Below are 11,088 nucleotides of genomic sequence, written 5' to 3'. Positions count from 1 at the left end.
CGAGTCCTTGGTGACGAAACTTTAGATGTTAAAGGCCGGTTCGATGACTTTTGAAAGGAATGATTTGGTGCGTTCGTGCTGAGGATTGGTCAGCAGTTCGTTCGGAGTTCCCTGTTCTACTACGCGTCCGCTGTCCATGAAGATGATTCGGTCCGCGACATCGCGGGCGAAACTGATCTCATGGGTCACGATGATCAGGGTGGTCCCGGATTTCGCCAGGTCCTTGATGACCTCCAGTACCTCGGTCACCAGCTCGGGGTCCAACGCACTGGTTGGCTCATCAAAAAGCACTACCTTGGGGTCCAAAGCCAACGCCCTGGCAATAGCTACGCGCTGTTGTTGTCCGCCAGAGAGCTGACGGGGATAGGCATCGGCCTTGTCTGCTAGTCCCACACGAGCCAACAGTTCCTTGGCCCGAGCTAATGCCTTGGCCTTGGCGATTTTTCGTGCGTAGATTGGCGCTTCAATGATGTTCTGCAGTGCGGTGAGATGGCCAAAGAGGTTGAAGTTCTGGAACACCATGCCCACTTCGGTGCGCTGGGCGAGAATTTCTGATTCGCGCCGTTCATGCAGTTTGCCGTTGCGCACCTTGTAGCCGATCAGTTCCCCATCCAGGCTGATGGTGCCTCGGTCGACCTTGTCCAAGTGGTTGATGGTGCGCAGCAATGTGGACTTTCCCGAGCCCGAGGGTCCGATAATGACCAGTACTTCGCCTTCGGCCACGTCTAGATCTACCTCGTGGAGCACCTGCTGGTTGCCGTAGCTCTTATCGACCGAGCGCACCGCCACTGCTCCGCGGGTTGCGACTTGTGAAACTGCCAGACTCATGGCTGTCCTTTCGGGGAGTTGATCTTGGCGGTGGCGTGCGTTGTGAAAAAGGCACGCAGTTGTTGCAGTGGCGTCGGTGGAAGAGTGCGAAGCGCACCTCGTGAATAGTGGCGCTCAATGTAGTACTGGGCGACGCTGAGCACCGAGGTGATCACGATGTACCAGATGGTGGCCACCAGCAGCATCGGCAATACCTGCTGCGTTCGGTTGTAGATCACCTGCACGGTGTAGAACAGTTCCGAATAGGCCAGCACGTAGACAATCGAGGTGCCCTTGACCAGACCGATGATTTCGTTGAAAGCGGTCGGCAAGATGGCGCGCATCGCTTGTGGGAGCACGATCTTGGTGGATCGACGCCAGCGTGGAATACCCAGGGCCGTGGCCGCTTCGATCTGGCCCTGGTCTACGGAGAGGATGCCACCGCGAATAATTTCGGCGCTATAGGCCGCCTGGTTCAAAGTCAGTCCCAGTACCGCAGCCGCAAACTGGCTGATCAGGCTGGTGGTCTGGAATTCTGCGAAGGTAATCGAGGTGAAGGGGACACCCAGTCGGATGCTTTCATACAGGTAGCCGAGGTTGTACCAAAGCAACAGCTGCACCAAGAGCGGGGTGGAACGGAAAATCCAAGAAAAAGTCCACGACACCGAGCTGAAAAGCGGCGAGCTTGAAAGCCGCATCAGCGCCAGGATAAATCCGAGCACAAAACCCAGACTGCCGGAGATCAAGGTCAGTTTCAGCGTCTGGCCGAGACCTCTCAGAATGGATTCGGCGGTGAACCACTGGGCCACCACGCCCCATTCCCAACGCGGATTGGTCAGTAGCGAGTACAGCACCGCTGCCGCCAGCGCAGCAACTATCGCCGTGCCAACCCAGCGCCACGGATGCCGTGCGGCCACGACAGCATAGTCCGCGTAGTTGGGTGTTGCATTGTGACTCGGTTCAGCAGCTATGTGCTCCTCCAAGAGCTCTGTGGCTGGTTCATGCATGGCCGGTGACGTGGTGATGTTGGTTGCCGGTGGCATCGGTTCCTCCTTCGTGAGTTCGTATCTGTTGTGCTCACGCTAGAACCGAAGCTTGGCCGATTGCACTTACCAGATTCACGCCCGTTCACCCAAGGACACCATGTGTCGAAATGACGATTCATGACCCCTTTTTGGCGCCGATTTATCGCGATTTATGTCCCTGGATGGCGGAACCATGACCTATGCGTCCCTGCAAGTCAGCACGCTATCTTGGAGCCGCCATTCCTCCTAATCTGGCGCTACCCACAGATTCCGGGCACTCATCGATCGGCAGCGCAAAGGAGAACAATGACCGAGCGGCACATCGTTTTTATCGGCGGCGGGCCACGAACCGCCATTATTTTGGAGCGCATCAGCGCCAACCGCGCGCTGTTGAATAACACCGCGCTTCACCTGCATATCGTCGACCCATTCCCAGCGGGCGCCGGTCGCATCTGGCGAGAAGATCAAAGTCCCCTGCTTAAGCTCAATTCCCGGGCCGCCGATGTCACGATGTTCACCGATGACTCGGTTCAATGCTTGGGCCCGGCCAATAACGGCCCGGCATTGGATCAATGGGTGCAGCTCATCCGCGAGGGGCAACTGCCCGATGTGCCACCCCTAGTACTGGCCGATCCACTTCTGCAAGCCGAAGTAGCTACCTTGGGGGCGGGCGACTTCCCTACCCGCCGACTGCAGTCCTGCTACCTGCGCTGGTTCTTCGCCCGGGTCCAAGCATCCTTCACCGCGCCGGATTCCATCAAAGTCCATCAAGATTCCGCGGTGGATTTGATCCCCGGATCAGGACCGAACAAGGTGCTGCTGGCTTCAGGCGAAGAACTCGTCGCCGATCAGGTGGTTCTCGTCCAAGGCCACCTGGACGCCAAAATGAGCTCCGATGCCCGCGCATCAGAATTCTCCGCGCGCGCCGATAGCGCTGATCATCTGGGTTACATCCCACCGGGCTACACCAACGACATCAACTTCGATGAGTTGTTGCCGGGCACAGAGGTTCTGGTCTCGGGTATGGGCTTGGCCTTCACTGATCTCTTTGTACTGCTTTTTGAAGGCCGTGGCGGACGCTTTGAGCCCACCGACTCCGGTGGGCTGCGCTATATCCCTAGTGGCCGGGAACCCAAACTTCTGGCCGGTTCCCGGCGCGGAGTGCCGTATCACAGCAAGATCCTCAGCTCCACAACTGCAGAGCTGACCGCCCGTTACTTCACTGAGGAAGCGGTCGCTGCATTGCACGCACGGCACGGCGATCTGGACTTCTTCGCCCATATTTGGCCGTTGGTCGCGAAAGAAACCGGATATTTCTACTACCGCGAACTATTTGCCACACGCCCAGATCAGTTGCGCGGAAGCTGGGCAGAATTTCTAGCCGCCTATGACCGCATCGATTGGTACTTCCCCGAACGCGCAAGACTCGTGGCCGCTTTTGTTGCACCCAATGATCGGCTGGAATTTGAGGATCTTGAGTTTCCACTGCCCATCCCCCGCCCGTTACCTGCCCAGGGCCACGGCGAACAACTCAATAAGCTGGTGAGTGAGCATATTCAAGAGGATTTGCGTCTGCGTGATTCGCCAGATCGCCCAGAGTACCAGGCCCTTTTTCTGGGACTGCTGCGCTGCTTTGCCACCCTTCCGCTCGCCCACGACAAATTCAGCCAGGCCGGGCGAACACAGCTGGGAACGTGGTGGCAGGGATTTTTCAGCTTTGTTGATTCCGGCCCGCCCGCACGTCGGCTGCGCGAACTACTTGCATTACACGAGGCAGGATTTGTCCGGTTTTTGGGCCCGGAAACCACTTTCGGGTTCGACACCGAGCGCGAGCTGTTCAGCGCGCAAACCCTCGCCGGTGCCGTTCACGCACCGTGGTTGATCGAGGCCAGGCTACCCAGCACGAACATCTCAACAAGCACCGATCCCCTGCTGGCCTCGCTATCCCGCCAAGGACTGGTCACCGAAGAACCAGGAGGTTCAGGAAAAATGCACATCACTTCACTGCGCCAGGCCATAGGCAGAGGAGGGCGCGTCCAGCGTTGGCTTTTTGCTGCCGGAGCGGCCGTAGGCCGATTCCAAGCCGGTGCTTTCTCACGGCCGCAGTCCAACTCCGCTCCCTTCGCCGATAGCGACGCCCTGGCCCGTGAGCTGCTCTCGGCTCCGGCATCCATGGACCAGTGGGAGTTAGCCGGCGCCGTGGCACAAGCCCATCACAGCATTGCTTAGAATCGAGGAACACCCATGACTCAAGCCCCCGAGCTCACCGCTCACGCCGTTTTGATCGGCGACCCGCGCCTCGCCCCACTTTTTGCCGGGCTCACTGCTGAATATACCCAGCGTTATGGCGATCGCAACGGGTCGGTTGCCCAGGAACTTGACCGCTTTCCCGCACACGAATTCAGCGATCCGCTAGGGCGTTTTGTCATTCTCGAAGAGGCTGGACGGACGGTTGCCGGTGGTGCTCTTCGACGCTATGACCAGCACACCGCCGAGCTCAAACGCATCTGGACCCATGAAGAGCATCGGCGGCGAGGACTGGCGCGACGTGTTCTGATCGAGCTGGAACGCGCTGCAGCCGAATTAGGCTATACACAGCTCTTCCTCACCACCGGACCTCGTCAACCCGAGGCGCTTAAGCTGTACCTCAACGCCGGTTACCAGCCCCAGTTTGATCTAGCCGCCGATCTGGATGGCATCGGGCACCTGCCGTTCACCAAGCAGTTGCCCGCCACCAATGGTGGTGCCACGATAGGAGTATGAACCAGAAGAAGGATGCCGCGCTGAACGCCGCGCGGTACCAGATGGAGCAGGCCAGCGACGAGCCGTTGCCGGTGGACGAGTATGCGCAGGCCACGGGCATGGCCCCGGTCGCCAAGCAGAAGACTCCGCTGCAGCTGCATGCCGAGGACGAAGCGTGGGAGGTCGCCAATTCGGTGCTCGATGAGGCCTTTGCCCGTGGAGACTTCGATCATCTGGCCTTGGCCGGGCAGAAGATCGACCACATCACCAGCAACGACGATCCCGACTGGTGGCTGAAATCGATGATGCGCCGCGAGCAGATCACCGGCCTGGGTCCCCCGGCGCTGACGTTGCGGGTGGAGGACGAGCAGATGGAGCAGACCCTGGATCGCTTGCCTACCGAGAAGTCAGTGCGCGAGCATATCGAGGATTTCAATCAGCGGATTATCGAGGCCCGGCGCCAGCTGCTGGGCGGACCTCCGGTGATCACGGCCCTGCGTGATGCCACCGCCGAGGTGCTGGCCTGGCAGCGGCGCCGCGCCAGCGTTACCGAGGCCGTTCCTGCTCAGCTGGCAAAGCGCCGCTGGTGGCAGCGCAAAATCTAGTGCTTAACGGCAAAAGCCGCCTTCCGAAGAGGAAGGCGGCTTTTGCTAAGCCAGATGACTTGCAGGTCTTACCAGGAAGACTTGGTGATGCCCGGAAGCTCACCACGGTGTGCCATGTCGCGGAAGCGAACACGGGAGATACCGAACTTCTGGAAGGTACCGCGTGGGCGGCCGTCAATCGAGTCGCGGTTGCGAACGCGGATCGGGGAAGCGTCGCGTGGCAGCTTCTGCAGGCCTACGCGGGCTGCTTCACGAGCCTCGTCAGTTGCGTTTGGATCTACAAGGGTCTTCTTCAGCTCGAGGCGCTTCTCAGCGTAACGCTCGACAATGACCTTGCGCTGTTCGTTCTTTGCGATCTTGGACTTCTTGGCCATGTCTTAGCGCTCCTCTCGGAATTCGACGTGCTTGCGGACTACTGGATCGTACTTCTTCAGAACCATGCGGTCTGGGTCGTTACGACGGTTCTTACGGGTTACGTAAGTGAAACCGGTACCAGCGGTGGACTTCAGCTTGATGATCGGACGTACGTCCTTATCCTTCTTTGCCATCTTAGAGCTTCACACCCTTCGCAATCAGGTCGCCAACAACAGCGTCGATTCCACGAGCATCGATGAGCTTGATGCCCTTGACCGAGAGGGTCAGGGTCACCTTGCGGCGCAACGAAGGCACGTAGTAGGTCTTCTTCTGGATATTCGGATCGAAACGACGCTTGTTGCGACGGTGCGAGTGGGAGATGCTATGTCCGAAGGCCGGAGTAGTACCGGTTACCTGGCAAACAGCTGCCATGATCACTCCTCAGTTAGTTAGTAGTAAAATTCGGCGGTACTCGCGCACAGTGCCCATAAGCAAATATCGGCACCGCTTAGTGCGTTATGAGTCCCGCCAACCAGTGAAACACCGTTAATACTGCACACTAGGAAGGTAACCAGGCTGGGTGAGAACCAACCGAAGAGCCTTAAAGTATGTATGTCGGTGAACTTCGCAACCGGTCGAGCAATGTCCCCGTACTCAGGTGGTCACGATATTCGGTATTACGGGCAACGCGTCGTTGTTCCACCGTTAGACGGCATAACAACACACGCGATTAACGCCTGATTAGCTTATCGAGAAATCTTCAGTGTTCCAAATCGGTGGCGCCCGGCTTCAGGATCCAATGATCCTGGTCCAGCGAGGCAGTCACCTTGCGCATAATCGCGGTCAGGTTCTTAACGTCCTTGTCATCAAGGGGATCGAATAAGAGAGCCCGAACCGAACCCACATGATGAGGCGCCATATTCACCACTGCGTCCCAACCGGCATCCGTTAATGAGGCGATTTTCACACGGGCATCTTCCTCGGATTGCTCGCGAACCACCCATCCCCGGCTTTCCAGCTTCTTCACCACATGCGACAGGCGCGAGAGCGACGCACTGGTATGCGATGCCAAGGCGGTCATCGACAATTTCCGGTCCTCGGCCTCGGAGAGCATTGCCAGCATGTGGTAGTCGAAGAGCGTGATGCCTTCCAGGCCTTGCAGATCGGAATCCAAGGTGGCCGGGAGCAGGGTCATGACGGTTTGCAATCCCAGCCAGGCGTCGCGTTCGGACTGCGTGAGCCACACAGGCTTATCGCTCATGAAGTTTCCAATCGTTCAAGGCCTGCCGGAACAGGGCGTCGAGGTACCAATCTCGTAGAGACTACATTCTAAAGCTAGGTATCCGCCGAAAGCCTGAAATAGCGCACACAAAGACAGGGCCCGCACTCGCGTGCAGGCCCTGCCCAGCTCAGGAATTTTCCAGCTGCTTCTTCTTCCGGTAGCTGATCACCTGTCCGATGACCACTACCAGCAAGGCAACTATGAACATCGCCGAACCGATCACGTTGGCCTGCGGCGGGATGCCGCGGGTGGCCGAAACATAGATGAACTTCGGGAAGGTCTGGAAGGAACCGGAGTTGAAGTTGGTGATGATGAAGTCGTCGAAACTCATCGCGAAGGACAAGAGCGCGGCCGCCACAATCCCGGGAAGCAGCAGCGGGAAGGTGACCTTCCAGAACGCCGCCCGCGGGGAGGCATAAAGGTCGGCCGCAGCCTCTTCCAGCCGCGAATCCAGCGAGGAGACCCTGGCCCGCACCGTCACGATCACGAAGGACAGGCAGAAGACCACGTGGGAAATCACGATGGTGGTGAAGCCCAATTCCCATCCCAGATTCAGGAACTGTGCAAGCAGCGAAGCACCGAGCACCACTTCGGGGGTGGCCAGCGGCAAAATGATCAGCACATCGGTGAGCTTGCGGAAGCGGAACTTGTATCGTACCAAGCCGATGGCGATCCCCGTGCCCAAGGCAGTGGCAATCACCGTGGCAACGCTGCCGATCTGCAGCGAATGCGCCAGCGACTCGCAGACGGCAGGCGCCCCGCAGGGGTTGAGCCAGTTATCGAGGGTGAACCCCTGCCATTGCAGGTTGGCCCGGCCGCCATCATTAAAGGAGAAGACAAATATGTAGGCGATCGGCACCAGCAGGTAGATGAAAGCCGCACCGCCGATCACGGGAATCAGCCAGCGTCCAATTTTCTGCTTCACGCTACATCAACTCCTCGGTGCCAAAGCGGCGGATATAGATCGTGACCAGGATCAGGATCGAAATCATCAAGACGAAGCTCAGCGCCGAGGCGCCGGGGTAATCGATGACCTTGAAGAATCGCGAATCGATCACCTGTCCGATCATCGTCGTATCGCGGTTGTTGCCCAGCAGCGCCGAGTTCACGTAGTCGCCGGCCGCCGGGATGAAGGTCAGCAGCGTGCCGGCAAAAATGCCGGGAGCGCTCATCGGGAGCGTGACCTTGGCGAAGGAGCTGACCGGGCTGGCGTACAGGTCCCCGGACGCTTCGAGCAGGCGGGTATCAAGCCGGCCGAGGTTCGCGTAGATCGGCAGCACCATGAAGGGCAAGAAGTTATAGGTCAGGCCAGCCACCACCGCGATGGGTGTGGCGGTCAGGTGCCCGTCGGCCGGCAGGATCGCGATGAACTTCAGCAACTGGGCGACAAATCCTTCATCGGCCAGGATCTGCTTCCAGGCCTGGGTGCGCAGGATGAAGCTGGAGAAGAACGGCGCGATCAGCAGCACCAGCAGGATGCCTTGCAATAGCGTGCGCTCACGCAGCCGCACAGCCACCAGGTACGCCATCGGGAAGCCGATCAGCAGCGCCAGCACCGTGGCGATCAGCGCAAACCAGAAGGAGCGCAGCAGTTCTGGCCAGTAGGCCGAGAGCACCGTGGCGTAATTGCCCAGCTCGAATCCGGGAACAAATTCGCCAATCTCCGCTCCTGGCGGTTTCACGTACAAGCTCATGGCCAGCAGGATGACCACGGGCAGGGCGAAGAACAGCGCCAGCACCAGCAATCCGGGGGAAACCAGGTAGATTCCGGTGCGGTTCTTGCGCTTTTCCGCGCGCACTTCGTCCTTGCTGCGCAGATCGAGGCTCATGATTCGACTCCGGCATTCACGCTTTCGTCCCCGGCCAGCCCGAAGGAGTGCGCGGCGTCCCAGGCCAGGAACACGGTATCCCCTTCCTGGGCCGGTTGCTGTCCGCGGTTCTGCGAGAAGGTGCCGATCAGGCCGATCTGCTCCACCTCAACCAGGTACTCGGTGGTGGTCCCGGTGAAGGACACATCGATCACGGTGCCAGAAAGCTGGTTGTCCCCGGCCACCGCCACCCGGTCGATGGTGATCTTCTCCGGGCGGACACCGATCACCACCTCGCCGGCAGTTTGCACCGCCCGGTCCGCCGGAAGCAGGATCGTGCGCCCGGAAACATCCACGCTGAGCATGCCGTTCTCCTGGGCGGTGACCATGCCCCGCATCAGGTTCGACTTGCCCAGGAAGTTGGCCACGAAGGCGGTGCGCGGCAGTTCATAGAGGTCGCGCGGGGCGCCCATCTGCTCGATCCGCCCGCCGTTCATCACCGCGACCACGTCGGCCATGGTCATGGCCTCTTCCTGGTCGTGGGTGACGTGGATGAAGGTCAGCCCCACCTCGGTCTGGATCTTCTTGAGCTCCAGCTGCATTTGCCGGCGCAGCTTCATGTCCAGCGCGCCCAGCGGCTCATCCAGCAGCAGCACCTGCGGGCGGTTGACCAACGCGCGGGCCAGGGCCACACGCTGCTGCTGGCCGCCGGAGAGCTGGGCCGGCTTGCGGCTGGCCAGGTGCGAGAGCTCCACCAGCTCCAGCCCCGCCTTGGCTTTCTGCATCGCCTGCGGGTCCTTTTTGCGCTTCAGGCCAAAGGCCACATTTTCCAGCACCGACATGTGCGGGAAGAGCGCGTAGGACTGGAAGACCGTATTTACCGGGCGCCGGTGGCTGGGCAACGCGGTCACATCCTGCCCGCCGATCGAAATACTGCCTTCGCTGGGTGCTTCGAGCCCGGCGATCATGCGCAGGGTGGTGGATTTGCCGCAGCCCGAGGGGCCGAGCAGCGCAAAGAATGTTCCGGAGGGAACCAGCAGATCCAATTCCTCGACGGCGGTGAAGCTGGCGAAGCGCTTCGAAATGCCCGACAGGTTAAGATCGGCCCCCGAGGTCGCGGTGCTTTCGGTTCGTTCTGCCAATGTAGTCATACCCCTATCACTTCCTTGGTCAATTGCTCTGGGCCAAGCCTGGCTCAGGCGCCGATGGCTTCCTGGAATTGCGAGCCCAGCGTGGACTCTTCCTCGCCATCCAGCGAGCGGAAGACGTGGGCCTTGGCCAGATCCTCGTCAGTCGGGAAGATCAGCGGATTCTCCACCAGTTCCGGATCGATTTTTTCCATCTCTTCCTTGGCGCCGAGCACCGGACAGATGTAGTTCACGTAGGCGGCGACCTCGGCGGCCACCGCAGGATCGTAGTAGAAGTCCATGAGCTTTTCGGCGTTGGCCTTGCGCGGCGACGCGACCGGAACCATGAGGTTGTCGCTCCACAGGGTGCCACCGGCCTCGGGAATCACGAACTCCCATTGATCATCGTTCTCGAAGTTCATCTGGACCAGGTCCCCGGACCAGACGATACCGGCGATCGCGTCCCCGGAGATGAAGTCCTGCTTATAGGAGTTGCCCTTGACCTGGCGGATCTGGCCGTTGTCGATGTTCTGGCGCAGCACGTCGGCGGCAGCGCCAAATTCCGTTTCGCCCCACTGGCCCGCGACGTCCACGCCGTTTTGCAGCATCAGCAGGCCCATGGTGTCGCGCATCTCGTCAAGCACCGTCACGCGGCCTTTCAGCGCGGGATCCCAGAGGTCTTCCACGCTCTTCAGGCCCTTCGGGAAGGCCTTCTTGTTCCACGCGATGCCCGCATAGCCTGTTTGCCAGGTCAGCGAATGCTTGCGGCCCGGATCGAAGTCGACATTCTGCAAGGTTGGCAGAAGATTGGCCGAGTTCGGGATGTTATCGAGATTCAATTCCTGGGTGTAGCCCTGGCGGATCAGGCGCCCGGCCATCCAGTCGGTGAGCGTGACGATGTCCTGGCCGATGTCCTGGCCGGACTTCAGCTGGCCCTGCACCTTGCCGTAGTAGGAGTCGTTGCCGTCGATGTCTTCGGCATAGTTGACCTTGATGCCGGTCTTCTTGGTGAAGGCGTCGAGGGTCGGGTAGGTCTTCTTCTTGTCGTCATAATCCAGGTACAAAGTCCAGTTGGCCCAGTTCACGGAGGGATCGGACTCGGAAATATCGGTCACCGACACCTCGGTTTTCGTTCCGCTGGAGCCGCCGGTGCCGCAGGCTGCCAGCAATCCAGTCAAGCTCAGCGCCCCGGCGGTGGACAGCACAGACCGGCGGGAGAAGCTTCGCTGGCCCATGGCTTGGACCAGTGCGCGAATTTGTGGATCTTGCGGTAGTCGTCGTTGCGAGTGCGACATGGCATCCGTCCTAACATCTGCGAAATGTGATCTGGCACATACT

General features: G+C 59.7%; 13 protein-coding genes. 3 read left to right on the top strand and 10 right to left on the bottom strand.

Annotation, left to right across the window (positions count from 1 at the left end; genetic code table 11):
• Positions 1 to 21: 21 nt before the first annotated feature.
• Complete coding sequence (locus tag ACT7DV_RS10410) at positions 22 to 828, bottom strand: amino acid ABC transporter ATP-binding protein (protein ID WP_171920207.1); 807 nt, start codon at positions 826 to 828, stop codon at positions 22 to 24.
• On the bottom strand, positions 825 to 1,850 hold the full coding sequence (locus ACT7DV_RS10405; RefSeq protein ID WP_444662377.1) for an amino acid ABC transporter permease: 1,026 nt from the start codon (positions 1,848 to 1,850) through the stop codon (positions 825 to 827). The genes ACT7DV_RS10410 and ACT7DV_RS10405 overlap by 4 nt, the downstream gene beginning before the upstream one ends.
• A 288-nt stretch (positions 1,851 to 2,138) precedes the next feature.
• Between ACT7DV_RS10405 and ACT7DV_RS10400 the strand changes: the two genes are divergently transcribed.
• The 3 genes from ACT7DV_RS10400 to ACT7DV_RS10390 are packed head-to-tail and all read left to right on the top strand — an operon-like array spanning position 2,139 to position 5,179.
• Complete coding sequence (locus tag ACT7DV_RS10400; RefSeq protein ID WP_444662375.1) at positions 2,139 to 4,061, top strand: FAD/NAD(P)-binding protein; 1,923 nt, start codon at positions 2,139 to 2,141, stop codon at positions 4,059 to 4,061.
• 15 nt (positions 4,062 to 4,076) lie between these two features.
• On the top strand, positions 4,077 to 4,595 hold the full coding sequence (locus tag ACT7DV_RS10395) for a GNAT family N-acetyltransferase (protein ID WP_444662374.1): 519 nt from the start codon (positions 4,077 to 4,079) through the stop codon (positions 4,593 to 4,595).
• Positions 4,592 to 5,179 (top strand): J-domain-containing protein, encoded by a 588-nt coding sequence (locus tag ACT7DV_RS10390; RefSeq protein ID WP_444662372.1) that lies wholly within the window; start codon positions 4,592 to 4,594, stop codon positions 5,177 to 5,179. The genes ACT7DV_RS10395 and ACT7DV_RS10390 overlap by 4 nt, the downstream gene beginning before the upstream one ends.
• 68 nt (positions 5,180 to 5,247) lie before the next feature.
• Here ACT7DV_RS10390 and rpsN read toward each other — a convergent pair whose 3' ends face one another.
• The 8 genes from rpsN to ACT7DV_RS10350 all read right to left on the bottom strand — a co-directional run bounded on the left by rpsN (position 5,248) and on the right by ACT7DV_RS10350 (position 11,045).
• Positions 5,248 to 5,553 carry a 30S ribosomal protein S14 gene (gene rpsN, locus ACT7DV_RS10385; RefSeq protein ID WP_060702423.1) on the bottom strand — a complete coding sequence of 102 codons (306 nt, stop codon included), beginning with the start codon at positions 5,551 to 5,553 and terminating at the stop codon, positions 5,248 to 5,250.
• Positions 5,554 to 5,556: 3 nt separating this feature from the next.
• Complete coding sequence (rpmG, locus tag ACT7DV_RS10380; protein ID WP_022874359.1) at positions 5,557 to 5,727, bottom strand: 50S ribosomal protein L33; 171 nt, start codon at positions 5,725 to 5,727, stop codon at positions 5,557 to 5,559.
• A gap of 1 nt (position 5,728) precedes the next feature.
• Positions 5,729 to 5,965, bottom strand: coding sequence for a 50S ribosomal protein L28 (rpmB, locus tag ACT7DV_RS10375; RefSeq protein WP_060702424.1), 237 nt, complete (start codon positions 5,963 to 5,965; stop codon positions 5,729 to 5,731).
• 328 nt (positions 5,966 to 6,293) lie between these two features.
• A complete protein-coding gene (locus ACT7DV_RS10370; protein ID WP_444662371.1) occupies positions 6,294 to 6,794 on the bottom strand; it encodes a MarR family winged helix-turn-helix transcriptional regulator in 501 nt (166 codons plus the stop codon).
• Positions 6,795 to 6,942: 148 nt separating this feature from the next.
• Complete coding sequence (locus ACT7DV_RS10365) at positions 6,943 to 7,740, bottom strand: ABC transporter permease (protein ID WP_060702426.1); 798 nt, start codon at positions 7,738 to 7,740, stop codon at positions 6,943 to 6,945.
• Position 7,741: 1 nt separating this feature from the next.
• Positions 7,742 to 8,644, bottom strand: a complete 903-nt coding sequence (locus ACT7DV_RS10360; protein ID WP_444662369.1) for an ABC transporter permease — start codon at positions 8,642 to 8,644, stop codon at positions 7,742 to 7,744.
• The gene (locus ACT7DV_RS10355; RefSeq protein ID WP_444662367.1) at positions 8,641 to 9,774 is read right to left on the bottom strand and encodes an ABC transporter ATP-binding protein; all 1,134 of its coding nucleotides are present in this window, start codon (positions 9,772 to 9,774) and stop codon (positions 8,641 to 8,643) included. The genes ACT7DV_RS10360 and ACT7DV_RS10355 overlap by 4 nt, the downstream gene beginning before the upstream one ends.
• A gap of 44 nt (positions 9,775 to 9,818) precedes the next feature.
• Positions 9,819 to 11,045: an ABC transporter substrate-binding protein gene (locus ACT7DV_RS10350; protein WP_444662365.1), complete on the bottom strand. Its 1,227-nt coding sequence runs from the start codon at positions 11,043 to 11,045 to the stop codon at positions 9,819 to 9,821.
• Positions 11,046 to 11,088 lie beyond the last annotated feature (43 nt).

The organism is Glutamicibacter sp. TV12E (genome assembly GCF_052441935.1).
Lineage (GTDB): Bacteria > Actinomycetota > Actinomycetes > Actinomycetales > Micrococcaceae > Glutamicibacter.
The sequence above is the reverse complement of the archived record's forward strand: the minus strand, read 5'-3'. Positions and strand labels throughout refer to the sequence as shown.

Excerpts from the sequence above, each read along its gene's own strand:
- ACT7DV_RS10410 (WP_171920207.1), bottom strand. The coding sequence starts at position 828 with ATGAGTCTGGCAGTTTCACAAGTCGCAACCCGCGGAGCAGTGGCGGTG.
- ACT7DV_RS10405 (WP_444662377.1), bottom strand. The coding sequence starts at position 1,850 with ATGCCACCGGCAACCAACATCACCACGTCACCGGCCATGCATGAACCA.
- ACT7DV_RS10400 (WP_444662375.1), top strand. The coding sequence starts at position 2,139 with ATGACCGAGCGGCACATCGTTTTTATCGGCGGCGGGCCACGAACCGCC.
- ACT7DV_RS10395 (WP_444662374.1), top strand. The coding sequence starts at position 4,077 with ATGACTCAAGCCCCCGAGCTCACCGCTCACGCCGTTTTGATCGGCGAC.
- ACT7DV_RS10390 (WP_444662372.1), top strand. The coding sequence starts at position 4,592 with ATGAACCAGAAGAAGGATGCCGCGCTGAACGCCGCGCGGTACCAGATG.
- rpsN (WP_060702423.1), bottom strand. The coding sequence starts at position 5,553 with ATGGCCAAGAAGTCCAAGATCGCAAAGAACGAACAGCGCAAGGTCATT.
- rpmG (WP_022874359.1), bottom strand. The coding sequence starts at position 5,727 with ATGGCAAAGAAGGATAAGGACGTACGTCCGATCATCAAGCTGAAGTCC.
- rpmB (WP_060702424.1), bottom strand. The coding sequence starts at position 5,965 with ATGGCAGCTGTTTGCCAGGTAACCGGTACTACTCCGGCCTTCGGACAT.
- ACT7DV_RS10370 (WP_444662371.1), bottom strand. The coding sequence starts at position 6,794 with ATGAGCGATAAGCCTGTGTGGCTCACGCAGTCCGAACGCGACGCCTGG.
- ACT7DV_RS10360 (WP_444662369.1), bottom strand. The coding sequence starts at position 8,644 with ATGAGCCTCGATCTGCGCAGCAAGGACGAAGTGCGCGCGGAAAAGCGC.
- ACT7DV_RS10355 (WP_444662367.1), bottom strand. The coding sequence starts at position 9,774 with ATGACTACATTGGCAGAACGAACCGAAAGCACCGCGACCTCGGGGGCC.
- ACT7DV_RS10350 (WP_444662365.1), bottom strand. The coding sequence starts at position 11,045 with ATGTCGCACTCGCAACGACGACTACCGCAAGATCCACAAATTCGCGCA.